This window comes from Vibrio qinghaiensis (assembly GCF_002257545.1).
In the GTDB taxonomy this organism is placed as follows: domain Bacteria; phylum Pseudomonadota; class Gammaproteobacteria; order Enterobacterales; family Vibrionaceae; genus Vibrio; species Vibrio ordalii.
The window spans coordinates 270,043-296,857 of the sequence record NZ_CP022742.1; the positions used below are offsets into that span (position 1 = coordinate 270,043).

The following is a 26,815-nucleotide window of genomic DNA, read 5'->3' on the forward strand; positions in this document are numbered from 1 at the left end:
ACCCTGTTGTGCATTTGATAGATTCTGTTCACGTCAAGCGATATGGGGGGATGACGTGGCTCGTTGACGACGGTTGGCTTTTCGATCGCTCACTCTTTGTTGCCTACTTTTCAATGTTTCGTTTGAGCTATCGACCTTTTCCGCCTTCGATAACCAAGCAGCAAGTAAAGCTGGAGAGGGGTAGGCAAAAAGGTCGGTAACCGATAGCGGCATCGCCAGTGAATGTAAGGCGGCGTGTAGTTGAACCAGTTGCAAAGAGTTAGCCCCCGCATCAAAGAAGTTTTCTCTTTCGCTGATCGGTACATTCACAATCTGCTGAAACTGTTCGCGAATGGTCAAAATGGTTACCGGGTCGCCGCCGACTGGGGGCAAGATCGCTTCGTAGTTGTCAAGCTTGCTTGGGCTGGGAATCAATCGACTTACCCCTTGCGGTGCGGGCACCAGCAAGTTTAATGGCCGTGACCAAGCCTCTGGTTGAGTCGCCAGCGTTTGCAACAGAGTGAGGTACTGGCTGAACATCTTTTCCAGTAAGGGCTGAGGCAATAATTCCCCGACGGCATCCCAGTTGAGGCAGAGTTGTCCTGAAGACTCATAGACTTGGTGATCCAACCATACCTGAGGGGTTTGTGATAGACCTCCTACCGGTTTAAGCCAACCCGAATCAGAGAGGAAATCGCGCTCAGAAGTGCCCAAGGCGCTGGTAAACACCACAGGCATAGTGGCGCTGGTACGCTGCTGCTGACGAGCCAATTCACGCATCACCCACACCGCAGAAACTTGGCTGTGTTTGAGATCGTTGACCAGCTGGTGTTGTAGACGCTGTAGGCTCGCGAGCCAATGCTGATCAGGATGCCATGCGAGCAGCAGTAGGGTGGTGAAATCGCCCATGATCTGCCCAATATTTGGATGGACATCAGGTCTATCAAATAAAGTGAGGTTGAGGGTGAGTGCTTGCTGATCGCTCCAAGCGGAGAGTACACTGGCATATGCATTGATCAAGAGAGCCGATGGTGTGACTTGGTGTCTGGCGGCCAGCTTTTTCAAAGCTTGCCACTCTTGTGGAGACAGTGAGCCTGCGGCACGAATAAACTTAGGCTTGTGAATCTGGTTTGGATCACTTTGCAGAGGCAAAGCCGGGGGCGCAGGCAGATCGGCCAAGCGCTGCAGCCAATATTTTTTCGCCGTTGAACGTGTTTGCTCGGTGACCGCTTGTTGCTGCCATTCAACATAATCTCTAAAGGTGATCGCAAGCTCTTCTAAAACAAGATCGGGATTGTGATAGAGCGCTTGCAGCTCAGAAAAGAAGATCTGCATGCTCAAGCCATCGAGCATCATATTATCGAGATTGACAAAAATGCGCGCCTCGCCGTGGGAAGCGCTAACCGCCTCAACCGTAAACAGCGGCCATAGCGCACTATTTTTTACCTGATGGGCTAATGCATCACGCAGGGCATTGGCTTGAAAACCATCAATATCATCCAATAAATGACAAGTCAGCGTAAAAGCAGGAACCTGAATCAAAACCTGCTGTTGATGATCACGCACTACGGCACGGAGCATATCGTGGCGCTGGATTAAGCGATTCATCGCTTGGTTAAAGCGCTCAACATCCAGTTGTTCAGCTCGAAACTCAATAAAGAATTGAGAGCTTATTTCTCCAAGTGCAAACCCAGATTGACGACCAACCCAATAGGCTTGCTGCACTTCCGTCATTGGGAAAGGCAGAAAACGCCGGCTGGGCTGTGCGACTAAAGGAGCAAGCGGGCTTGATTCATCAGCCGTCATTTCAATTAAACTGGCGGCGAATTGTGACAAAGTGGGATGGCTAAACAGAGCGGTTAAATCCGCCTGGTAACCCTGTTTGCGTAATTCCCCCATACAACGCGTTGCCAGTAAACTATCCCCTCCGATCAGGAAGAAATCACTGTCAGCTTGTAAATCTGAGCGATGAAATAACGCCTGCCAGACTTGAGCGACGATTTGCTCTTTGGTGGTCCGTACGGGTTGAGATTGTTCTTGCTGATGGCTGGTATCACGAGTGGATTCCATTAACGCTTTTCTATCGACTTTGCCATTTGTCGTGAGTGGCAGAGATTCAACAAAGGTAAAGCGTTTAGGCACCATATAAGCCGGTAGTAGTGAACTGAGTTTGGCGGATAATTGGCTGCTATCAGGGCTGAGCAAGACACGTTGATTTCTGAGCACATAAAGTCGTTGCTCTGTGGCCAGTGCCTCATGTTGTAAGTACAGTTTGGCGAGTTCAAAGTGGGTTGCGAGCTGCTGGTCCGATAAAAGAGTCGGGGCCTGTTGTAAAACCTGAGCACTGATCAAACTGGCTTCAGGTAAGCTTGCCATCTCATTGACCAACAGCATGGCTTCCGGCTTGAGTAATCGGGTGCTGTGTTGCAAATAGTCAATAGGGTTGGTTTGGCGGTGCAACACATTATTGAGTAGCACTACGTCAGCTTGCCCAACAAGTGTATCCAGATGAGTCAGTGAACCATGTTGGATTGTGACATGGCTAAAACGTTGTAAACGTTGTGCGGCACGTTGGGTGAAGCTTAATGAAGAGTCTAAGGCATAGTAATACAACTTTTCAGGACCGAGCGCAGAGCAGATATGCTGTGCCAACAAGCCACTGCGCGCTTCGGTTTCAATCAAGACGATTGGTCTGCACAGTTGCTCTGCCAAGCTCGATATCGCCTTGATTGTGTTTGACAGCAAGGCTTGAAACGCTGGCGTTTTGAAGAGCATCACCTCAGGCGCAAGTTCTGTCTCCAGTATCACAGAAGGGTCTGCTTGGCCGGTGATGATTTGTTGCAGCAGTGGGCTGACTTGAGAAAAATTTGTGCAAAGTGCGCTGGTCTGTGGTTGTGCACTAGATTGAGAAACGAGCTGATAATAGTGTTCAGCGCCTTGTTGCTCGGTGGTGGCGTAACCTCTAGAGCACAGTAGTTGCCACCACTGCTTAAAGAGTTCTAAATAGGGTGCACAGACACCATAAGATTGGGCGAGTTTGGCTAAAGGTTGAGCTTGCAGGCTACTAGGCAGCGTCTGTAGTAAATGCCAAGATAAGAAATTCGCAACCTGAGATCCGGTGTCCTCAATGTCGGTATTAGGCTGCATTTCGAAAAGCGTTGCATAATCTTGTGGCAGCCGTGGGTCGGATTTTAATTGCGAGCAGAGCGTGGTTCCTTCGAGCACCACCACACATTCCAGTTGTTTATCTCGGCTGCCGGCGAGCTCAGTGGCCAGAGTGACGCCATGACGCACACCTTGAATACGATTCAAGGCTGCATCAATTTCTCCCAGCTCAATGCGATGGCCGCCCACTTTGACTTGATTATCCTTGCGGCCAAGGAACTCAAGAGTGCCGTCAGGCCAATAACAGCCCATATCTCCTGTACGATACCAACGTTGGATTTGATGGCTATCTAGACAAACAGCATGAACAAATTGTGCTGCTGTGCGCGCTTCATCATTCCAGTAACCTTGAGCCACCCCAAGACCCCCAATCCAAAGTTCACCTTGCACCCAATCAGGGCAGTCTCGGCCAGCCTCATCCACCACTCGATAAGCTTGATTGGTCAATGGGTAGCCATAAGGGATGGATCGCCAGTGCGGTTGAACGTGATTAACCAGATATTCGTTTGACCAAATCGCCGCCTCCGTTGCGCCGCCCATGGCACTGAAGGTACCGAGCGGACGGAAAGAGCGGTAGCGGCCGGGTAGCGAGAGATCAATCCAGTCACCAGAGAGCATCACTGTTCTCAGTTGTTGCGGTGTGTTGAATTTCATCCCCTCGCAAAAAGTGAGGAACATGTCGAACAGTGCAGGCACGCTATTCCAAAGCGTGACACTATGCTGCGCGACCAGTGAATTCCAAGCCATAGGATCACGAGTTTGCTGCTCTTTAGGTAGCACTAAGGCTCCGCCGGCCGATAACACGCCGAAAATGTCATAAACCGAGAGGTCAAAATGCAGTGCAGCAACGGCGAATATTCGATCGGTATGGCAAACACGATGACGTTGGTTTATATCAAGACAAGTATTGAGCGCCGATTGGTGGGAGACCACCACCCCTTTCGGTGTCCCGGTTGAGCCGGAAGTGTAGATAATATAAGCCGCTTGCTCGGGTTGACGTGAGTATGGCGATGTCTCAAGAGCAATATCGCCATGGGTTTGCCAATCAATGTGAGTGGCTGAGCTCCATGCAAACTTTTGCGCGCAGGTCTCACAGCGCAGCACAATGCGTACATTAGCACTCTCTTCAATCGCTTGACGACGGCTAAGAGGCTGGTTAGGGGCAATGGGGACATAAACACCACCGGCGTGCAAAATAGCCAAGACGGCAACGATTTGTCCAACCCCTTTTTCCATACTGATGGCGACATGCTCACCATTTTGCATTCCAGCGTTGAGCAGTGTCTGGGCTAGCCGTTTGGCTTGGCTTACCAGATCGTTATAACTTAGCATTTGTTCCGCAGTGATAAGGGCGGTGTTGCTTGGGTTGGCTTGCGCTTGCTCAAAAATTCGCTGATGCAGTAAACCCTGAGGCGGCTCACTAGAGGTCTGATTACGTTCAGCCCGGATTTGGCGTTGGCTGGTTGGAAGCAAGTCTGGTAACGGTGACCGCCATGCTGCTTGTCCTTGTAGTGTATGCTCAACCAACTGAATAAAGGCGCTAAACAGCGTATCCAGCAGACCTTGCGCAAACAGTTCATCCACCCCATCCCATTGCAGTGCAATACCGTCACCTTGCTTAAACGCGACAAAATCGAGCCACACTTGTGGAGTTTGTGAAATTCCCCAACCGAGTTCACCCAGTGGGCTATGGGTATCATCACCAAATAGTGAATGGTGAAGATTACTGGTGAATACGATAGGGGCTCCGTAAGGATGGCTACCATGGCGTTTTAACTCACGCAACACCTCAACGCCAGACACAAAACGGTGTTCATAAATCTCGGCAAAACGCTGTTGCTGGGTTTGGCAAAGCTCAGCCAGACTGGCTTGGTTAATCTCGGTTGGTAAGAGCAGAATGTTAGTAAAGTCCGCGAGCATCTGCTGGACATGCTGGTTAAATGGGTGACAGTCAAATAAGGTTAGATTGAGCAACAACTGGCTTTGCCCACTCCAACGTGACAATACTGCGGCAAACAAAGTGGCAAGAGTCATAGTCGGTGTGACTTGATTGGCGGCACAGAGCGTTTGCAGTTGTTGCCACTGAGTTGGATTTAACCAATGTTTACGCCGATGGAAAGTTGGTTTTTTAACTAAGGATGGGTCCTGCACTAAGGGTAAGTTGGGCGCAGGCGGCAGCAGAGACGATTGCGTTTGCCAAAAAGCATTAGCCGCCTTCTTTTGCGCGGCAAACTCTTGCTGTTCCTGCTGCAAATAACTGCAAAAATCATAATCGGAAGTATGAGTAGGCAAGGTTTTGTTTTGCAAGAGTAGCGAGAGTTCATTGAAGAACAAGCTAAAGCTGGAAGCATCCATTACCAGCAGATCAATGCTGACATACAGACGCTGCCGCTCATGAGTGAGTAAGGCAATTTGAAAATCGAAGGTTTGCCCATGTTCTACATCCAACATTTGATGACTCAATTGTTCACGAAGTGTGAGCATGGCTTGTTCAGCGCCATCATCGGTTAAATGGCGTAAGTCGTGCACCGTAATATGGTATGAGGCGCTAGGCGCTTTCCAGCATTGAGTACCATCATTGTGGAAATGCACACAGAGCATGGGATGGCGCAGACGTAATTGATTCAGTGCCTGTTCAAGCGCGGAGATTTCAATACCGAGACCATTAAACTCCTGATACAGATGACAACCATTGCCACCTAAGGCTTGTTGCGGATCACGGCCAATATAATAAGCCAGTTGTACCGGGGTCATGGCAAAGGGTATGCCCTCTATCATGGTGGGTAACAAGTCGGGTTGGCGTTGTTCACGGACCGCGCCAGTATTACCTGTGAGATTACCCGCGAGCTTGCTTTGAATCAGCTCACCAATTTGTGCCAATGTTGGATTTTGGTATATTTCTTTTAAGGTGAGTTTACATCCGGCTCGGCGGCATTGGCTTACCATGCGCATCATCAGCATCGAATCGACACCCAACTCAAACAGATTGTCTGTTGTACTGATCGTGTCAAAGGCGAGGCCTAATGATTGGCAAATGGCCTCTCGAAAAGTGGATAAAATCAGGTGTTGTTCTGACATAAGACATCATACCCCGGCAAATTTTAGGCAAAACGCTCCCGCCTGATGAACCGTGCCATCATGCAGAAAGTGGATGGAATAGCCCGCGTTACCGCGGGCGAAGTTTAGAAATTAAGCGTGTTCAGAGACATGGCAAATATCCTTATTGCCTAGCCTTAGCTGGTAGGCGTGAAATTGATAGAGTGTCAGCAGGGCGCAGAGGGTAACGGCGAATGTCAGCAGGTAATGAACTTGGTAACCAAATTGAGCAATCACCCAGCCACACAGCATCGCCATCAGTATCGCGATCAGCATATCCATCGATTGGAAAAGAGAGAAATCAACGCCTGCTTGATGACCATAGGACCATTCCATCATTAGGGTATACAGCGCAACAAATTTGGCGGCAACCAGAACCGTATTGAGTACATAGAGCCCCTCTAGACCGTAGGTGAGCGGTATAATGTGTGCTGCATAGAAAGTGAATCCACTATATATCAACGCCTCCAACCCAAGACAAAAGAGAACAATGCTGATGGCGCTCACTTTTTTCATCAACCAACCACTTAGCCCAATCCCGATAAATGCGGTGATAATACCGCCACCAGCAACCAACAGACCAAGTGCCTCCAGTTCAATACCGTGATCGTATAAAAAGGGCATCATCATGGATTGCACCCCCCGAGTGCCTAACTGGCAAAGCGCGACTAATCCTAACCCCAAAGTTACCTTGGGGTTAGTAAGGGCTGATTTCAGGGAGGGGCGGTGCTCACGATGAAGGTTTTGTGCTGTTTTCAGTTTGCCAAATAAAGAGGCAGTTGGTAGCGACATGAAAAGGAGCAACGCCATCAGCAGTAGAATGGCATTTTGCCAACTGACACTGGCAGTAAGGTAAATGAATAAGCCGCCACCAAACACGGCGCCCAGATAAGCACCACCCACTTGCATCACATTGCCAAAACGTCTTTGATCGGCAGGTAACACATCAACCGCTAAGCCATCCGTGGTGATATCAGCAAAGGTTGAAAGTAAAGCCAACGTGAGTACACCAACAAATAACAGCGTTTGGTCACTGATCACGGCGTTAAATGAGAAGGCTCCTAAAACCAGCAGCATACCTGTTTGCGCCAAGCCAATCAGGTAAGCGTGACGGGTCAAAGTGATGCCCTGTTGTCGAATGCTCTCCACATACGGTGCCCAAAGAAATTTCAGGGCCCACGGCAGCATAGCTAAGTAAAAAAGACCAATTTGAGAGGTAGAGACGCCTTCTGAACGCAGCACTGCAGGGAGACCCTGCAGTGTGAACATGCCAATCAGGCTTTGGGTGGTGTAAACCCCCGCTAACAGACTGAGCAAGGAAGCTTGGCTTAGCGTGGAATGTTTGGCTGTTTGAAAACTCATCCTATTACCACTCAAGTTTGATGTTAAGTCCGACTTCACGGCCGACCCCGTAGTTACTCAAGGCGACGCTGGAGTTTGGCATTGCGAATGAATAGGTTTTGTATTCTTGGTCGGTCACATTATTGCTAAACAGGCGCATCGAAAGGTGTGGGTTTACTTGGTACTGAATGGCTAAGTCGACTAAGGTGTAACCCGCTTGTGACAAGGTGTTTTTTTCATCGAAAAAGACGCTTGAGGTATAGCGAGCATTCGAGGAAAGGGAGACAGCACCATTAAACCAAGCTTGCGGTAATACATAGTCTATTCCGGCCACCAGTGTTGTCTTGGGTGCGTAGGGTAGTGTGTTCCCCTCAATATCGTGATTCCCCGATTTGAAGCTTGACTCACCGAAAGTGCCGCCTAGATTCAGGGTTAAATCATCCGTGGGATAGAAAGCGAGCTGCAGCTCTAAGCCTCGGCTTTGCGCTTCCCCTAAATTGCGCAGCACTTGGCTACCAGGATTCCCAGTATAAATATGAATATCATCCGTTTTTATCCAATACAGAGCCCCACTCAGATCAACCATATTGTTAGCTAAGCGAGTACGCCAGCCCAACTCTCCATTGAGGGATTTCTCAGCGCTGTAGCCATTTTTATCGTCGCTATTGAGTGGCTTTAAACTGAAGCCTCCGGGTCTATAACCACTTGATATAGAAGTAAAAACCCGAGAGTCCGGCGTGATTTGCCAACCTAAAGCGGCTTTGGGGGATAGGGTGTTTTCTGATTTATTTTGCGCGTAAGCATCAATCATCCAAGACGGATTACCGCTGTAATCCGCACGAGTCGAAAGGTGAGTGGCACGCAGCCCTAAAGTGAGGTCAATCTGTTCATGGAGCGCATAAATGGCTTGACCAAACAGAGCGTATTGAGTTGCTTCAACCTGATTGGTGACTTGAGAGCCTACGCCAAGTTTTGCATCGAAGTCGCGCTGTTCAAAATAAGCGCCAAGTAGCGTAGATAAAGCATCGCTGACTTGCGTATTGGCACGTAGCTCTTGGCTAAAAGTATTTTGGTCTTCTTGCCAAGTTCCTCCAATAAACTGACGATAGATGTTACGGTTTTGATAAGCCGTAACACTGGTCAATTGAGTCTCACCTAAATCGTAACCCATTTGCAGCGCATAGCTGTTAACGATACGTTTGAGCTGAGGGATCGCTTGGCTCGTCATTTTTTGGTCAAATTCAGCTTGGGTGAGATACCACTCTTCATGGCTATCCAGATTGCTATTGGCGACTGATAAGGTCAGAGTGAACGGCGAGTTGTGTGGTAAATAGTGTAAGCGAGCTAACCCACTGAATTGTTGACTATTATTAGCATCTTTCTGCTGACTCGGTAGGTGTTCAATGTTGCCATTGTCTTTGATTACGCGCAGTGCAACATCGGCGGAAAGCGAGTCATTGAGTGAGAGAGCTGCCGAAGCATTGAGTTGCTCATTGAGGTTACTGTAGCTCGCGCTAGCAACGGTTGTGTTCTGTCCAACGGTTTTTTTGGTGATGATATTGATAATACCACCTTGAGCATTACCACCGTACAAAGTGCCTTGCGGGCCTCTTAGCAGTTCGACGCGCTCAACATTAACCAGTGGTTGAGTTAAAAAGGCGCTATCTTGCAACACACCATCAACATACAAGCTAATAGTGGGGGAATAATAATCCGGTGAACTTATGCCACGAATCGTCGTGTTGGCATAAGTACGATTACCGCGAGTTTGGATCAATAGACCCGGGAACACTTTCTCCAAGTCTTGAACTTGATCGACTCCGGCTTGCTCAAGCTCTTCTCCTGTTTTAATCAAGACCGAACTGTCCATCTGTTCAAGAAGGGTCGACTGCTTGCTCGATTCTACCACCATGACATCATGGCCACTTTCGAGTGCGAAAGCGGTTGAAGTGAACATAGTTAAGGTCATCGCTAAAGTTAATGGTGAAAGTTTAAGGCTGTTCCTATGCATCGAATCTGTTTCCTGTGGTATCCATATTGAACTTATAGTGCCGATTCTGTCTTTTACCTGCTAACTGAATAAGGCATAAAAAGAGCGTGAATCGACGTTTATGATTGTTATTTTAAACAAGCTTGAATAGAGCGGGTCGTCTACTTTTGAACTTAATTAAAATTAAGTATTTAATTTTGTTGGTTTTTATTTTATTTTCTGGTTTTGTTTTAGATGAGTTTCAAACAAATAACTGTCAAAGTGATAGCTGGTGGTGTTGGGCCAGAAATAGAGGATCGCCGTATGGCTTATGACGCTTTTTGGACCATCTTTTTAGGCGTGAGAGCACCCTGTTATGCTAGGTATTTGGATGGCGTACAACCGAATTCTTTTTTAAAAGCGGCGGAAAAATGTCCATGATTGGAGTAACCCACCTCATGAGCAATATGCGAAATAGTGTAGATTTCTGCGCTGAGTAGTTCAGCCGCTTTTGTCATTCTTTGCTGAGTGATGTACTGATGAATGGTGGTATTTAGTTCTTTTCGAAACCCCTGTTTGAGAGAGGTCTCATTGGTTCCAATTCGTCGAGCCAGTTCGGTAATGGTGGGTGGCAAAGTGTACTCACTATCAAGAATCCCCATCGCTTTTTCTAGGAGATTGTGATTATCGCCTTGTTGTTGAGTGCTGTCATCGCAGACTAGATATCGGGCTGCATCGCTGATGAATGAGTAGCAAAGCTGGCGTTGAATCGCGCTGTTTTGATTATGGGTCTCTGAAAGTTTTACGGCCATAAATTGCAACGCAGCAGAAGCTGTTCTGATTAGGAAAAACGGCTCTCGACGTCCTAACTTATCTGCTAGTGGCTCACTTATTTGCATGACGTTGATGTACTCAAGCAATAGAAGTCTTGGGACTTGCAGTGCAAATAACTGAGTGATTTGCGGCTGATAGCGACAGAAGCCATGACGTGTATCGGAATAACAAAGAGCAATAGTGTTGGCCGGAAAAATCTTTGCCGTATTTAAGCCATTAATTTGATAGTAAACCGCATTCCCTAAATTCAGCATGATCGCCACACTGTCGTATTCGGTTTTATCGGCTGTATCGAGTTGGGTAGGTGTTTCAAACCTTCCCTTAAATTGGCTCATCACCATGTCATCATTGATCACACAGCAACGTAACGAAAATTCGCAATGTTCATGCTTAAAAACGATATTGCCATTGGTTTGCATGGACTCTTCCAGTAAATCCAAATTAAATGGAACTCGATAGTAAGGCATAGTGAAATCACGTCCGATTGGTTTTATGAGAAAAGTTATCATTATCATGATTATCTGTCTAGGGAGTGATTGATGATGGCTATTCAACTGTTCAACAAAAAAGCGTATTCAACAAAATGCGCATAAAAAAGGCACAAGATGACTTCACCAGCACGACTGCTGTTCTGTTAGGAAAGAGAAACCTTGACTGGTTTAAGCTTTATTTATCGATATTTTAGGGACGTTGACGATGTTTCCGATATTGTAGAGGGTTCTGCCCAAAGTGTTGTTTGAATAGTTTGCTAAAGTGAGAAGGGCTGGCATATCCCACTTGATAAGCGATGTCGATAATCGGACGATCGGTCTGCTCTAATGATTCAGCTGCTATTTTCATTCGTGTGTGTTGAAGAAGTTTGGAAAATGTCGTATTAAAAAGCACTTTAAAACCGCGTTTAAAGCTGGTTTCATTCGTGCCTACTTGTCGACAAAGCTCGTTTAAGCTCCAATTTTTTTCTGGTTCTGAAGCAATCATCGAGTGTGCTTTGCGTATCCGATTTAAGGTTCGACTGGAAAGGGATGAGCACTCACTGTCTTTTTTGTTGCTTTTTATCATCTCAAGCTGGCTGAGTAGTTTGGCCAAACATTGATAAGCCTGTGAGACGGCATACAAGCTACCGGCACCCGTTTGGTTGGTTAAGCCAGTTTGCAACTGGTTAATAAATTGCTGAATTTCAACACTGGTATCAAAGACAAAACGGCGTTTTTCCGTTAAAGGATTAATACCATTGTCACGCAAACTCTCACTCATTTGCTGGTAAATAGTCGCGAGAAGTTGGCAGTCAAAGCGCATATCGGCAATCTCGACGTAACTCTCTGTTTCACTAATGAATACATCGTTAAAGGTATTAACTGAGAAAATCAGTACACTTTTTCCGTTGTGTAAACTGATGGGCTCATTATCATGACTGTACCAAATGAGCTGCTCGCCTTTAATTACGGTCAGTAAACGTAGGCAGTATCGTTCAGAGTGAGTGGTCGGTTCATACGAGGTACAGCCACCATATCCCGATAGCGTATGTATATTGCAGCCAAGGCATCCCCCAAAAGATTGACAGGCAAGCGGTTGTCGCGGAGTCGGCACGCTTGACTGATGGCTTAGGCAACGTTTCGGTAAGCGTATGGATGTGGAGTTTGGTTTTAAATCAACACGATTCATTTTAGATACCATTCAAAAATGCGTGGGTCGGATTTGCCCCTAGTGTTTCGTCTGTGTAATGAAAAGCGTGCCACGCAAAGAAGTCATGAGTTCTATCGAGATCTCTCATCGTTATTATTATTCGTTTTATAAAACTGAAAGTTATTTTGTGGCGTTTTATGATTACCGTCTGCTCAATTTGGAAGTGATTTTTCATGATTAGGGGTCTGAATTGAGTAGTGGACTGACGTGACTATGCTTCAAGATCGAACAAATTAAGGAACCATGTTCGTCCTCAATCTCTGTCGTCTTCTATACTATGGATAGAAGTATCATTTTTGAGGGGAAGAAATGCCAAGTAAATTCAATACCCTGATAGGAGTTGTATTGCTTTCTCCTACCTTGACTTTCGCCAAGATCAATATGGCTGAAGTGAATGCCTATGCTTACGAAGGATTGGCGGATATGTGTGCCAATTCGCGCTCTATCTCCAGAGATCAGCAGAAAGAGATGCAGGCTATCTACCTCAAGATCAAAAATCAGCGTAAAAAAAGCTTACCCGCCGATGATGATTTTGCCCATTATGCTGCGAAACAGTTGTGGGACATCCATAATGCCCCCCACTATGAAGAGTGTATTGCACTGCTAAAGAGAAAATAATTACCTAGTAAGAAAAAAGCCGCCAAAGTAGGCGGCTAAAAGTGTGCAAGCAAAGGTGTTCAAGTTGAACCTGTCGTTCGATACAAACAATAGACTGAAAAGGTGCGGTGCTCAACCCTGTCGTTAATGAAATGAGATTTGCAACCGAATGCATATGTAATTATTGCATTTATAACTTGCATGGTTTCATTAGATATTCAGCTAGAACCACTTGAGGTCGGTGAGATCAAGGCTTGTCGAGAGCAGGTAGTATGCTGTTTATAATAGATTACGCGGTTTTAAAATTGTCAGCCAGCACCGAAATGGTTTGGGTACTGGCTGAGTTTTTATCTCAATGTTGATGTCTTCAACCGCGTCAAGTAACCGTTCCACTCTTTGCTGTATGAGCATTGAGTACCACGTCTTTATTTAACCAATGGCTGATTACTTGCCGTAACGCATTTAATGACGTTGGTTTCTCTAAGCGACCGTCCATCAGCTTGCTAATCATTTCTAGCTCACGTTCGCCAGATTCACCTGACAGCGCAATGATCGGAATCTGCGGAGAATGTGCCTTAATGATTTGGCTGGCTTCAAAACCATTCATCACTGGCATTTGAATATCCATCAAAATCAAATCGATGCAATTCGCTTTAAAGATTTCTACTGCATTTTCACCGTTGTTTGCCTGCAAGTTGTTAACGCCAAGTTGGTTCAGATACATTTGAACTAGTGAGCGCTGTACTTCTTTATCGTCAACGATGAGTACTGTGGGTGCTTTGTTATTGATTAGAAATGGCTGATCGATGGGTTGTATATCATCAACGGTTCTTTGCTCTGTATTCGTTTTAGGCTGTTGCCAACCTTTGAAATCAGGAGTACGAAGCGAGTCGGCTTGGGGGGCATTGGGTACCATAGGAAAGTATAAGTGGAATTCCGTAAACTCCCCCAGTTTCGATTTGCATTCAACTCGGCCGCCAAAGGAGCGCATGACACGCTGGCAATAGCCGAGCCCCAGACCGCTGCCTCCGCTTTTTTGATAAGAGAAGAAGTCATCGAAAATCTTATAAGAAATGACGTCGTCAATCCCCGGGCCTGTATCTCTGAAGATTAAAATATTTTCATAAGTACCGATTTGAGTTGTGATCTCAATTTGGCTATTTGGGTAGGAATCAAAATAATAAATTGCGTTACGAATCAAGTTGAAAATAACAAAGTTGAATAAGGTTTCATTGAGTTTTGCTACGAAGTCATCTTGTTGTGGTAAATGAATTCGCTCAATTACTTTCTCATTCTCAAAGCCATATTGACTGACCGCCTGATCAACGGCTTTGTGGATCGACGTCATCGTAATCGGTTCGTGTTCAGGTGAACTATCACTGACCTCGCGCAAGATAATATCAATCAACTGCCGCCCACGTTGAATCGCTGCTTGGCCGTTCTCAATATCCTGTTTAATTTGTTGTGCGGGCGCTTGATTATCAATATGTTGCTTTAAAATTTCAAAATGCAATTGTACTTGAGCGAGCGGGTTACGCATTTCATGCGCAATTGAATTAGCTAATGCGCGACTTTGGCAGACACGTCTATCCGCTTCAATAATACTTTGTATTCGGGTTAGCAAGGTTTGAAGTGCAGCGATTTCTTCATTAGAAAACATCTGATTATTGATTTTGTGTGGCGAGATCAATAAATGTGTGACCAATTTGCTGTGCCCAAACAGTGGCATGACCAAGGCCGTATTGTTTGAGCTCATTTTGTCATAAAGGGCTTTGATCGAGTTTTTTGCCGCGGTTTTGTTGTCTAATTTTTCAAACAATTCATCAAACACCAGTGCGGTTTGTTTGGATGAAAGGTAACGTTCGTAGACGGTTTCGTTATAGTTACTATTAACGAACTGCAGCTTATCATCGGCGATGTATAATAATTGGCTTAAGCGGCGCATCGCATCATCAATTGAACGCTTGAAATCGTCTTCCAAAGCGAGTATTTGCTCTACAGGAGTCTGCTGATTGCCGTAAATGAGTAAAGAGGCGTAACGGCTTAAGCGTTTGTAGAGTGGATTCCAAGTAATTCCAATCAGCGCACAGAGTGGTATTGCAACCAGCCATTGGTTGCTGTCGGTGAGAGGGATGAAGATCGCGCCGAGCGGTATGAATAAAACCCCACACACTAACGCGGTATTGAGGCACAAGTAAGCAAGGTATTTCACACTGTAGAAGCGTGAAGTGATAAGAGCATAGCCGACAAACATCATTTCGCTAATGGAGAGTGCCGGAGGCAGCCAAGTGAGTGAAAAATCTTGAAAGAAAAAGGTAATTCCGACTTGGAGTATGAGCGTTGAAAGCATGTATACCAGGATACCTGCAATCATATAGTTGGTTTTGGCCAGTGTTAACTTACTGCTATTGGCTCGCATTGAGATCAAGTTGAACAGTGTCATTATCATGGCGCAAAGTAGAGCACTAAAAAAGTATGGAGTGTGTGGCCCAAACTCAATGACAAACTTGCTCGGCCCAGCGATATCAACATGTCGGACCGTAAGGTTAGGCTGTAAATTAATGACCAAAAAATACATCACTATGGCAATGAAAAACAATTGTTGCCAAAGGTATATTCTGCCTCCTCTTTGCTCGGCAGAGAGCTGACATGAAAAATAGTAAGCAAAAGCAAATGCAAAGGATGATACGACGTTGGCAAATTTGGCCATAAATATAGCTCTATCTGCGCCAAGTTCGGCTAGCCAATCAGTATGGAAATACGCATTACTCCCTATCCATGCAATGATAAAAAGAGAATAAGCAATATAGGCGACATGGCGTGTACCCCAGATCATTTCATTTTTTTGCTTAAGACGATAGCAATAGTAGGTTAGCCAAACGAGCACCATGGCTACTGCTACGATAAGCGTTATCGCTTTAGGATAGAGAATTGGCTCTAAGCTGAAATCAAGCATACTCTTCCCTTTTGATTAAATGGTATTTTCTACTTTGAGAAACCGCATGTTTATAGTCACGAAAATCGGCATCCCTGAAGACGCGGTCCATCGATTCGAAATTCCAGAAACCACGATAAGTTTTTACTCCGTCGCTATTCAGATCGCAATTTCCACAATGGAAATACGCTTTCGGGTCAACAGCTTGATAAAAATTAAGCATGAAAGATTGAGCAGTAGCGAATAAACCAAGTTTGTATCCTAGCTGATGCATTACATGCATGAACTTTTTTTGAGCAAGGTAGAGGAAGTAGAGCTTTTGCTGAGCGTTGCCACTGACGGTGAAACGCAGCACTTCACAGACTGCTCGCGTGTCAGTCAATTGTCGCCGAAATTGCTGATCGAATTTTGGGAGAGAGTCGCATTTCGACAATGCTGGTTTGAAAAGTTGTAATTCCATCAAGGCATGGTAGCCATGATCGGGTAAACAGAACAGCCACTGCTCATTACTGAACTGTGGCGCATAGCTGAGCCAAGTCTGATTTACTGACCAATCTTTTACCAACATTGAAGCGACCAGTGTGGGAGATGCTTCGTTATCAGGATGCTTGAGTAAAACAAAGTGCTTACCCTTTTGTGATAAGGACAATAAAGGCAGCATCTCGTACCACTTTTCGCCTTTAATAAATAGCTCAAGATTGCTTAAGGTGATCGCATCTTTAATCGGCATTTTTTGCGGGTGACTGGGCGTTGTGACCCAAAGTTCAGAATGTTCTATCTGGTCGATCAAAAAACCACGGTAAGCACAGTCTTTAAGTGGTAGTTCGATACGAGGAGGAGCATCCGCTTCGATAGGGAATAGTGTTTTTATAGCCGCAATTTCGCATTCACACCAGAAATCTAGCCAATGCGAATAACACTCGCTGACGGCTTGCTCAAGATGTGCTATTTCTTCATCTAATGTATTCGGATAGCGCTGGATGAGATCTCGGTAGTCCATCAATTCAAACAGTATTGAGAAACTTTTATTGTGATGTTCAGGAAATAGGTTGAGTAATTGGTTTTTACGGCAATCTGTCACCGCGCGAAAAAGATCAGCTCGTTGCTGTGGTTGATAAGTATTGATGACGAACTCTATCAGAGCCCGCTGTTTTTTTTCGATAGGCAGGCTGGTTGCCAGCTGTGAGCCTAAAGATGGTATTATTTTCATTGAGTTAACCTAGCCGAGGTTTATTTATTTAATTATTTTTTATTTATTTATTAGATAGGCACTAGTAAATGGGACTTTGATTTAGGAGAGTAGTTGGCGTCACGTCACTCAGTGTCGGTAACCGCGACTTTATTTGTACCTAATGTCTTTAGTGCCCGTTGCATATCCGCGGCAAGTTTACTACTTGCACTTACCCTCCACAACAGCGTTTTATAATAAAAGCCTTCCGCAGAAGGCTTTATCTATGTAATTGATTTATCAATTATTAACGTATCAACAACATCGGCACGCTTGATTCGGCTAAGATCCGAGTGGTGTTACTGCCAACGAAGAACTGACGAAGTTTAGAGTGCCCAAACGCGCCCATGACGATCATGCCCAGTTGGTTTTGTTGTTGGTAGTGAAGAATCGCCTTATGAACTTCGCCAGATAAGCACGCTTCAACGACGTGAACACCGTGTTCACACAATTTTTCGGCGGCAGCTTTAAACGCGATCGCTTTATCGTGGTTATCTTCCACCATCACCAAATGGCACTCTAGCCCTTTCAGCAGCGGCGTTTTAATGGCTTTATCTACTAATTTTTGACTGATTTCGCTACCATCAAAAGCCAATAGATAGCTTTGTGGTGGTGTAAAATCACCCGTTGCCACTAAGGTGTGCGACTTCATTGTACGCACGATACTCTCTAATTGAGATCCAACAGCCATGGCGTCGTTTTGGTGCACTTCACCTGATTTACCGACCACCAATACACGAATTTCGTTTTCAAGATCAAGCAAAGTGTCCAGCAGGTTGCCGTGCTTTTGCAGTTTATGCACATCTTGTAAACCTTGTTCATGGGCTTTGGTTTCTAGCTCATTGAGTAACGCTTTACCGTGCCTTAAGGCCAGCTTAGAACGCTTTTCGTCTAGTTCAACCAGCTCTTTCAATAGTTGCTCTCGGCTGCCTAAACCGATGTTACCAGACAGCTCACTTTCGGTTTGATTGGCCGCCTTATCAAGTACGTGCAATAAGGTTAACGGTGCGTGTAAGCTTTTGGCGGCCCACACGCTTAAATTGGCGACCGACTGTGAATAAATCGATCCATCGATGCAAGCAATAATATTGGTCATAATCTGTTCCTTAATGTCCGCCCATCAGCTTTTCAACTTCTTCTGGCTTACCATGCACGCCGAATTTATCGACAATCGTTGCTGTTGCTTCATTCATACCGATGATGTTTACATCGGTCCCTTCGCGTCGGAATTTGATAACAGCACGATCTAGCGAAGAAACCGAAGTAATATCCCAAAAGTGCGCTGCAGAGAGGTCGATAGTGACACGCTCTAAGACCTCTTTGAAGTCAAACGCGTTCATAAATTGATCTGACGAAGCAAAGAAGACTTGCCCAACAACACAATAGGTACGCTCTTCTCCATTTTCAGAGAGTTCACTTTTAACCACCATGAAGCGGCCAATTTTGTTAGCAAAGAAAAGAGAAGCAAGCAGCACACCGACACCGACACCGATCGCTAAGTTATGGGTTGCAACCACAACAACGACGGTCGCGATCATCACAATGCTGGTAGAAAGTGGGTGAGTTTTGAGATCCTTTACCGAACTCCAAGAGAAGGTCCCAATGGAAACCATGATCATTACCGCGACTAAAGCCGCCATCGGGATGAGCTTGAGCCAATCACTTAAAAACACCACCATGATGATCAGTAGAATACCGGCGCAAAAAGTAGAGAGTCTGCCGCGTCCACCGGATTTAATGTTGATGATCGATTGACCAATCATCGCACAACCAGCCATGCCGCCAAGAAAGCCGGTGGCAATATTGGCAATACCTTGGCCTTTACATTCGCGATTTTTATCACTGCTGGTATCGGTTAAATCGTCAACAATGGTTGCTGTCATCATTGATTCTAATAAACCGACAACGGCCAATCCGGCTGAATAAGGAAATATAATCCATAAGGTTTCAAGGTTGAGCGGAACATCTGGCCATAAAAATATCGGTAAAGTATCAGGTAATTCACCCATATCGCCCACAGTGCGAATATCCATGCCAAAGCTGATAGCAATCAGAGTTAAGGCGATAATGCACACTAATGGCGAAGGTAGCAATTTGCCAACCACAGGAACGTAGGGGAATAGGTAGATAATCGCCAGCCCACCGAGTGTCATGGCATAAACATGCCATGTTACATTGGTCAGCTCTGGTAATTGCGCCATAAAAATCAGAATCGCCAGCGCGTTAACAAACCCCGTCACGACCGAACGTGATACAAAACGCATCAAATCGCCCAGTTTGAGGTAACCGGCCAGTATTTGTAGAACCCCGGTCAAAACAGTGGCTGCCAGTAGATATTGCAAGCCATGCTCTTTGACTAAAGTGACCATCAAGAGTGCCATTGCACCAGTGGCTGCTGAGATCATGCCGGGACGTCCACCGACAATTGAAATGATCACGGCAATACTGAATGAAGCGTAAAGGCCGATTTTAGGGTCAACACCCGCGATAATAGAAAAGGCAATCGCCTCAGGAATCAATGCTAACGCAACGACAGTGCCAGCTAGAGCATCCCCTCGCACATTGGAAAACCAATCGCGCTTAATATTTTGTAGCATACTTAATCTCTAAAAAATGAAATAAAAAGGTGAGTTGTGAGAGGTAAGGGTCAATCTAGGGCGGCGTAAGCAGCATTCGCAACATCTCTTGGTTGATTTTAAAAATGTGATCCTAATCATTGATGTGGTGTAGGTCAACCAAACGATCACTATTTGTATTGCAGTCGTGGATTTCTCCCGTTATCACGCTGCTTTTCAAGCGCTGCCCGTCGTACGCGAGGATAGTTCTGGTGTTTGACTTTTATTCTTTTACTTCTTACACTTGAACATATTCGATATTTCATATGTGTTTTTATGTGCTGCAGTTTATCTTTTTATAAATGCTTGTCTGAAGAGACGAGGCTTAAATCGCTTCTGTTGATGAAGCATCAAGGGCAGTTGTGCGTGTGTGATTTAATGAATGCGTTGCAATTAAGCCAGCCTAAGGTGTCACGCCATTTAGCAGAACTGAGAAAAAATGAATTAGTGATTGATGAGCGGCGCGGCAAGTGGGTGTACTACCAAATTAATCCTGAGCTGGAAAGTTGGATGGTGCAGATATTGGACATCACGCTGAGCCACAATGCTGCATTGATTGCGCAAGAGCTAACGCGTATTGCTCACCCATCTTGTCAAAATGAATGAAATTTTAGCGTTGCTATTTCGCCATGGCTGTAAGTAGAAAGTTGTGCGCGGCTCCCTTTTAGACTTACCGAGAGATGTGATGTATGAGTGAATTACCTGTCTGCGCAGAAGCCTCTGCAGCCGAAAAAATGAGTTTTCTTGATCGCTATCTAACCTTGTGGATTTTTCTTGCGATGGGGTTCGGGGTGGCGATCGGTGTCTTCTTTCCGCAAGTGGCGCAGTGGAATGAGAGCATGTCGGTCGGTTCGACCAATATTCCGCTGGCGATCGGTTTGATTTTGATGATGTATCCACCGCTGGCAAAAGTGAATTACAGCCTGCTAGGTGAAGTGACTCGTGATAAACGCGCCATCACACTCTCTTTAGTGATGAACTGGATTGTTGGGCCTATCTTAATGTTTGCATTGGCGATCATTTTCTTACGTGATTACCCCGGTTATATGGTCGGACTGATCTTAATTGGCCTGGCGCGCTGCATCGCGATGGTATTGGTGTGGAATGATATCAGCGGCGGGAACAAAGAGTACGGCGCAGCGCTGGTGGCGCTCAATAGCGCATTCCAAATCGTCACCTACAGCTTTATGGCGTGGCTATTTATTACTGTTTTGCCGCCATATTTTGGGCTAGAGAGCTTTGTAGTTGATATTACCATTCTCGATATCGCCGAAAGTGTACTGATTTATTTAGGCATCCCATTTTTAGCTGGCTTTTTGAGCCGCAAATGGTTGGTGGCCGCGAAAGGTGAGCAATGGTACAACGAGGAGTTTATTCCGCGTATTTCACCGATTACGCTGGTGGCACTACTAGCGACGATAGTTTTGATGTTCAGCCTGAAAGGCGAGATGATCATTGAGCTGCCGATGGACGTGATACGCGTTGCGATACCTTTGGTGATTTATTTCTTAGTGATGTTTTTTGTCAGCTTTTTCATTGGTAAAAAACTGGGCATTCCTTACGATCAAAATGCCTCAATTGCTTTTACCTCATCAGGCAACAATTTTGAACTGGCGATTGCGGTCTCCATTGCCGTGTTCGGTCTAAATTCCGATCAAGCATTTGCGGGTGTGATTGGGCCCTTGGTTGAAGTGCCGGTGTTGATTGCCTTGGTCAACGTCGCGCTGCGCATGAAAAAGAAATACTATGCCATTCATCCTAGTGATAAACCGCATAATGCTTAAGGCAGAATGGGGGGCGTAACTGGTTTAAACACCGGGTTGGCTTTCCGAAAAAAATCAAAGGCTGCGAATTTGCAGCCTTTTTACCAATGAGCAATATCACTACGAACGGGTTTTCTGACTCGCTAAAAGATCGGCAATGGCTTGATCTTTTTGGTGGCGTACGTCTAAGCCAGTGACAAAATAGATCGTGTACTCACAAACGTTGCGCGCGTGATCGCCAATCCGTTCGACGGCGCGACCAATCCAAGTGATTTCCAAAATGGTTTGATAGTCAGTACCTTGTACCAGCATATCTTTATCATTTTGACGCAAAATATCGCCGTAGCTGTTGTCGATTTGCTTATCCAACATGGCTGCTTCTAGCGCATCGTGCGCATTGAGATCGTGAAAAGCGTTCATCGATTTTTGCAGCATATTGATCACGTTAGCATTGATTTTTTCAAATGCATCTTCTTGTAGTTCAATGCCCTCAAAATAGTCTTTGTTACCCGGATGGTGTTCCTTTAAACGTAACACCGCATGAGCGATACGTTTAGATTGATCGCCAATTCGTTCCAGATCCATGATCGCTTTCATGATCGAAAACACCGCACGTAAATCACGTGCTGCGGGTTGGCGTTTGACTAAAATATCAATGCAGCGTTGATCAATAGCCAGCTCTAACAAATTGATATTATGATCGTTTTCAATTACTTGCTTGGCTTGTTCGGTATTGCCTGTCATAAACGCATCGAGTGCGTCTCGCACTTGTACGATGACTAAATCACCCATATTCACCACGCTATCCACAATAGAACGCATTTCGCTATTGTAGCTATGAGAGGTGTGCCCATCGACACCATGAGTTGTCATAAAGTTCTCCTAAAAAACGATCGTTAACCGAAACGGCCAGTAATGTAATCTTCAGTACGGCTATCACGAGGGTTAGTGAACAGCTCACGGGTTTCACTCAGTTCAACGAGGTTACCCAAGTGGAAAAAAGCGGTTTTATCGGAAACGCGCGCCGCTTGTTGCATGTTGTGTGTCACCATCGCAATGGTGTAGCTGCCTTTGAGCTCATCGATTAAATCTTCAATGATCGAAGTCGCAATAGGGTCAAGCGCCGAACAAGGTTCATCCATTAAGATGACTTCTGGATTTACTGCAATCGCCCGTGCAATACACAAACGCTGCTGCTGACCACCAGACAACCCTGTCCCTGGCGCTGATAAGCGATCTTTGACTTCTTTCCACAAACCAGCACGACGTAAACTGGTTTCGACGATTTCGTCTAAGTCGGATTTATTGTTGACTAAACCATGTAATTTCGGACCGTAGGCGATATTTTCATAAATCGATTTTGGGAACGGATTCGGTTTTTGGAACACCATGCCCACTTGTGCTCGCAGTTGGACCACATCCAAACTTGGGTGATAGATGTCTTGCCCATCTAAGGTAACTGAACCTTCAACACGAGCCGTGTCGATGGTGTCATTCATGCGATTTAGACAGCGTAAAAAAGTCGATTTACCGCAACCTGAAGGGCCAATAAAGGCGACCACTTCATGCTCAATGATATCCATATTGATGCCGTGTAGCGCCTCAGTCTCACCATAGAAAACTTTCACATCACGAGCGGCCATTTTAATCTGTGTGGCTTGGGCCGCTTCTTTAGCTGTGCTCTTTACCTGTGGTGTCACAAGGGTGTGTTTGTTCATAATAGCTTCACTTATCATCTTTATTACCACCGAGTTTCAAAGCGTCGGCGCAACCAAATCGCCAACGCATTTAAGCTAATCATTAATGCTAACAATACGGTGATTGCAGCAGACGTTCTTGCTTCAAAAAAGTTACGCAGTTCGTTACCTTGCCAGAGGAAAATTTGCACTGGTAGCGCGGTTGATTGATCGAGCGGTGTCGCAGGCACACTAGCCACAAACGAGCTCATGCCGATCAAAAGAAGTGGTGCTGTCTCACCCAATGCTTGCGCGATACCTAAAATGGCCCCAGTCAAAATACCGGGTAATGCCAAAGGCAATACGTGATGAAATACCGCTTGCGTTTTCGATGCACCGATACCCAGTGCTGCTTGCCGAATCGAGGGAGGGATCGCTTTTAACGTCGAACGCGTGGCGATGATGACCGTCGGCAACGTCATAAGCGTTAGCACCAAACCACCGACAAATGGCGCAGAGAGCGGCAGCTTAAACCACAAAATAAACACTGAAGCGCCCAGTAAACCAAAAACAATCGAAGGAACCGCCGCCAAGTTGTTGATGTTCACTTCAATCAAATCGGTGAACTTGTTTTTTGGGGCAAATTCTTCTAGGTAAATCGCGGAAGCGACGCCAATCGGTACCGCCAATACCATAACAATGAGCATCATAAATACCGAGCCCATAAACGCCCCAGCAAGGCCAGCCGAAGCTAATGAGCTGCGAGAATCGACGTTCATAAACAGCGCTGTACTGAATTTGTTTTGGATAATGCCACGCTCAGCCAATTCATCAGCCCAAGCGCGAGTACGAGCACTTAACTGCTGACGAGAGTCGGGTAGGTCACGGTCGATGTTGCCTTTCAACCACACATCGACGTTGGCTTCGGCCAGTAAATCAAGACGTAAGGTTTGGCCGACCAGTGAAGGGTCATTGACTATCATATCGCGTAGAGCAAAACGCTCGCCGCTGGTGATCAATTTGATCGCATCACGCTGGTAGCGAGTCGCTTCAGGGATTTCATTAGCCAAACTGTTGACAATAATACGGTTGAAATTAACCATGCCAACACTGCTTTGCCATGTCAGCATGCGTTGCCTGAATTGTGCAGGGCTCTCATCATTTTGCTGAATGGGTTTAGGATCAATTTTCACCACATCAGGGTCAAAGTAGACATCCAATGTCACGGTGGCTTGCCAAAATGCAGGAATGCCTTTAGAAAGAATCGAGGTGAATAATATCGCCACAAAGCTTAACGCTAGAGCAACGGCAGCAATGCCAAAGGCTTTAAAGCGGCGTTCACTGTTGTGACGTTTTTTCAGCGAGCGAGCAATGCGCTGCTTTGTTTCGTTACGCCGGGCTAAAGCGTCATCATTTGAAAGGCTGGAGGTATTCATACTGTTGTCCATAGCGTTACTCATACTGTTCACGGTACTTACGCACGATAACGAGTGCGATCACATTAAGAACCAAAGTGATCACAAATAGGGTCAGACCAAGTGCAAACGCGACTAATGACTGTGGGCTAGCAAAATCAGTGTCTCCCGTTAATTGGTTAACGATCGTAACCGTCATGGTTGAGACTGCTTCGAATGGATTGGCGGTCAGCACTGGACTGTTTCCGGCAGCAAGGACTACAATCATGGTTTCACCTATCGCGCGACTGGCCGCGAGTAGTACAGCCCCCGTAATACCGGGTAGAGCGGCAGGTAGTACCACTTTACGAATGGTTTCTGACTTAGTCGCGCCCAGTCCTAACGAGCCATCTCGCAGTGCTTTTGGTACTTGAGTAAGAATGTCGTCGGACAAAGAGGAAATAAAAGGAATGACCATTAAGCCCATCACAATCCCAGCAGTGAGAGCTGAAGTGGCACGAATATCAATATGGAGCCACTGACCCAGTTCGGTTAAAAATGGGCCGACGGTAATCAAAGCGAAAAAACCATAAACGATGGTAGGAATACCCGCCAGCACTTCAATAATCGGTTTGGCTACTGAACGAACGCGACTTGGCGCATATTCAGCCAGATAAATAGCGCACATCAGGCCAATAGGAATAGCGACGATTAAGGCAATCAAGGCAATTAAAAAGGTTCCTGCCAGTAATGGCAACATACCAAAGCCGGTTTGGTTCTCTGTTCCAACGGTTGAAAAGCGAGGGTTCCATGTGGTGCCGAAGAAAAATTCACTCGGGCTAACAAAACTAAAGAAACGTAACGCTTCTCCAACCATAGAAAGGACAATACCTACTGTGGTTAAAATCGCCACACCAGAGCATAGAATCAGTAATATGTGCAGTGCGGTTTCTACTTTGTTACGCGCGCGAAGATCAGGACGAATTTGACGTGTACTGAATACTATGCCAGCAGCGGCAACGGTTGCCATCAAACCCGAGAGTAATAAATCACTGCGTTGTTCTAACTGCTTTAAGTAGTCTGCGGCGGTAATTTCTTGAGGAGAAAAACTATCGAGTACAGCGAAACCGCTGGCGATATTATGCAGTTTATTCATCAGCACGTGAGTGCTTTCAGCTGCCGTTGGTTGCAGATCCGTAGGAAGGCTATCAACCACCATTTGCTGAATCAGTATGGGAGAAGATAGACTCCACATTATCCAGATGAGCAGTGCAGGAACTGCACACCAAAGCAGAGTTAGCATACCGTGGTAAACAGGCCGAGAATGTAAGCGCTGAGCCCCAGTATTGGTTGATGCCACTTTTTTACTGCGCGTCAGCCCTAAGTGGTAAGCCAGTGTCATTACCGCCAGTAGTACAACCATCAGCATCAGATTATTCATTGTTATTCTTACCTTATTAAAGCGTTAGCTTGGGCCGAAAAATGTCGGCCCAAGCTAATCAGAGAGCCTTAAAGGACTTTGCGATTTTTAATATTTTGAGACACTTGAGCGCGCTCTTTATCATCCATTGGGATAAGACCTGCCGTTTCAAGTGGGCTACCCGTTGCACCCATTTGTTCGCTCACAAAAAACTGAGCGTACTCTGATAATCCAGGTACTACACCAACGTGAGCTTTTTTGATGTAGAAGAATAGTGGACGGGATACTGGGTATTGTCCGTTACCAATCGTCTCTAAGCTTGGGGTTACGTCGTTAACAGTCGCGACTTTCAAGCGGTCACGGTTTTGGTCGTAGAAGCTCAGGCCAAATACACCAAGCGCATTTTTCTGAGCATCAAGACGAGCTAGGGTTTCGGTATAATCGCCAGCGACTTCAACTACGCGGCCATCGGTGCGAATCGCGTTACAGAAATTGCCTTTGGCTTTCTTGTCCAACGCTTTGACTTCGGCAAATGTTTCACAACCTGGATGAACGACTTTCTCTTCGTACACTTCACGTGTACCGTGGTTAGAGCCAGGGATCACTAGCAAGATCTCTTGGTCAGGCAAGGATGCGTCAATTTGCTTCCAGTTGGTATAAGGGTTTGAAACCATTTTTCCGTTTTGTGGAATTTGTGCGGCACCCGCTTTAAATACATGCTCTGGCTTAAGTGCAAAAGAACCGCTGTCAGAACGAGAAGCAAACACGATGCCGTCGTAGCCGACTTTGACTTCAATGATTTCTGTTACACCATTGGTACGGCAGCTTTCCACTTCAGATGATTTGATGGCGCGTGATGCGTTCGCGATGTCGATAGTATTCACCCCGACACCTTGGCAGAACTGACGTAAACCGCCACTTGAACCACCTGAACCAACCACTGGCGTGCTGAATTGTGGGAAGGTTTGACCAAACTCTTCTGCAACGATAGAAGAAAATGGTAAAACGGTTGAAGAGCCAGCGATTTGGATCGTATTACGTGCCATTGCTGGGGCAGAGATAGCGGTTGCTATGGTTGAAGCAAGCAAAAGCGCATTGCGTCCGAACTTCATAATATTTC

Annotated in this window: 17 protein-coding genes; 3 read left to right on the forward strand and 14 right to left on the reverse strand. The window is 45.9% G+C overall.

All coding sequences use genetic code 11. From position 1 onward, the window contains the following. Window positions 1-33: 33 nt before the first annotated feature. From CCZ37_RS14505 to CCZ37_RS14525, 5 genes are all read right to left on the reverse strand, one after another. Complete coding sequence (locus CCZ37_RS14505) at window positions 34-6,222, reverse strand: non-ribosomal peptide synthetase (protein ID WP_094501133.1); 6,189 nt, start codon at window positions 6,220-6,222, stop codon at window positions 34-36. 111 nt (window positions 6,223-6,333) lie between these two features. Next, entirely contained in the window at window positions 6,334-7,602 is a 1,269-nt protein-coding gene (locus CCZ37_RS14510) for an MFS transporter (RefSeq protein WP_094501135.1), read from the reverse strand. A gap of 4 nt (window positions 7,603-7,606) precedes the next feature. Next, on the reverse strand, window positions 7,607-9,550 hold the full coding sequence (locus tag CCZ37_RS14515; RefSeq protein WP_094501137.1) for a TonB-dependent receptor: 1,944 nt from the start codon (window positions 9,548-9,550) through the stop codon (window positions 7,607-7,609). Window positions 9,551-9,924: 374 nt separating this feature from the next. Beyond that, window positions 9,925-10,803: a helix-turn-helix transcriptional regulator gene (locus CCZ37_RS14520; protein WP_094501139.1), complete on the reverse strand. Its 879-nt coding sequence runs from the start codon at window positions 10,801-10,803 to the stop codon at window positions 9,925-9,927. 262 nt (window positions 10,804-11,065) lie between these two features. Then, window positions 11,066-12,046: a helix-turn-helix transcriptional regulator gene (locus CCZ37_RS14525; RefSeq protein WP_017044471.1), complete on the reverse strand. Its 981-nt coding sequence runs from the start codon at window positions 12,044-12,046 to the stop codon at window positions 11,066-11,068. Between the two features lie 330 nt (window positions 12,047-12,376). Between CCZ37_RS14525 and CCZ37_RS14530 the strand changes: the two genes are divergently transcribed. Then, the gene (locus tag CCZ37_RS14530; protein ID WP_094501141.1) at window positions 12,377-12,685 is read left to right on the forward strand and encodes a hypothetical protein; all 309 of its coding nucleotides are present in this window, start codon (window positions 12,377-12,379) and stop codon (window positions 12,683-12,685) included. A gap of 355 nt (window positions 12,686-13,040) precedes the next feature. Here the strand turns inward: CCZ37_RS14530 and luxN are convergent, their stop codons facing one another. The 4 genes from luxN to CCZ37_RS14550 all read right to left on the reverse strand — a co-directional run bounded on the left by luxN (window position 13,041) and on the right by CCZ37_RS14550 (window position 19,424). Next, window positions 13,041-15,620: a quorum-sensing autoinducer 1 sensor kinase/phosphatase LuxN gene (luxN, locus tag CCZ37_RS14535; RefSeq protein WP_094501143.1), complete on the reverse strand. Its 2,580-nt coding sequence runs from the start codon at window positions 15,618-15,620 to the stop codon at window positions 13,041-13,043. Then, window positions 15,613-16,809, reverse strand: coding sequence for an acyl-homoserine-lactone synthase (locus tag CCZ37_RS14540; protein WP_094501145.1), 1,197 nt, complete (start codon window positions 16,807-16,809; stop codon window positions 15,613-15,615). The genes luxN and CCZ37_RS14540 overlap by 8 nt, the downstream gene beginning before the upstream one ends. 265 nt (window positions 16,810-17,074) lie before the next feature. Further along, complete coding sequence (locus tag CCZ37_RS14545) at window positions 17,075-17,923, reverse strand: universal stress protein (RefSeq protein ID WP_094501147.1); 849 nt, start codon at window positions 17,921-17,923, stop codon at window positions 17,075-17,077. A gap of 10 nt (window positions 17,924-17,933) precedes the next feature. Continuing rightward, entirely contained in the window at window positions 17,934-19,424 is a 1,491-nt protein-coding gene (locus CCZ37_RS14550) for a SulP family inorganic anion transporter (protein ID WP_094501149.1), read from the reverse strand. A gap of 294 nt (window positions 19,425-19,718) precedes the next feature. Between CCZ37_RS14550 and CCZ37_RS14555 the strand changes: the two genes are divergently transcribed. Further along, window positions 19,719-20,048, forward strand: a complete 330-nt coding sequence (locus tag CCZ37_RS14555) for a metalloregulator ArsR/SmtB family transcription factor (protein ID WP_094501151.1) — start codon at window positions 19,719-19,721, stop codon at window positions 20,046-20,048. An 83-nt stretch (window positions 20,049-20,131) separates the two neighbouring features. Then, window positions 20,132-21,226, forward strand: a complete 1,095-nt coding sequence (arsB, locus tag CCZ37_RS14560; protein WP_010317020.1) for an ACR3 family arsenite efflux transporter — start codon at window positions 20,132-20,134, stop codon at window positions 21,224-21,226. A gap of 99 nt (window positions 21,227-21,325) precedes the next feature. Here arsB and phoU read toward each other — a convergent pair whose 3' ends face one another. From phoU to CCZ37_RS14585, 5 genes are all read right to left on the reverse strand, one after another. Then, window positions 21,326-22,078: a phosphate signaling complex protein PhoU gene (gene phoU / locus CCZ37_RS14565; protein WP_010317019.1), complete on the reverse strand. Its 753-nt coding sequence runs from the start codon at window positions 22,076-22,078 to the stop codon at window positions 21,326-21,328. Between the two features lie 23 nt (window positions 22,079-22,101). Further along, window positions 22,102-22,941 (reverse strand): phosphate ABC transporter ATP-binding protein PstB, encoded by an 840-nt coding sequence (gene pstB, locus CCZ37_RS14570; protein ID WP_010317018.1) that lies wholly within the window; start codon window positions 22,939-22,941, stop codon window positions 22,102-22,104. Between the two features lie 5 nt (window positions 22,942-22,946). Continuing rightward, the gene (gene pstA / locus CCZ37_RS14575) at window positions 22,947-24,317 is read right to left on the reverse strand and encodes a phosphate ABC transporter permease PstA (protein WP_208613959.1); all 1,371 of its coding nucleotides are present in this window, start codon (window positions 24,315-24,317) and stop codon (window positions 22,947-22,949) included. A gap of 16 nt (window positions 24,318-24,333) precedes the next feature. Then, window positions 24,334-25,716: a phosphate ABC transporter permease subunit PstC gene (pstC, locus tag CCZ37_RS14580; RefSeq protein WP_010317013.1), complete on the reverse strand. Its 1,383-nt coding sequence runs from the start codon at window positions 25,714-25,716 to the stop codon at window positions 24,334-24,336. Between the two features lie 68 nt (window positions 25,717-25,784). Then, a complete protein-coding gene (locus CCZ37_RS14585) occupies window positions 25,785-26,807 on the reverse strand; it encodes a substrate-binding domain-containing protein (RefSeq protein WP_010317011.1) in 1,023 nt (340 codons plus the stop codon). Between the last annotated feature and the right edge of the window lie 8 nt (window positions 26,808-26,815).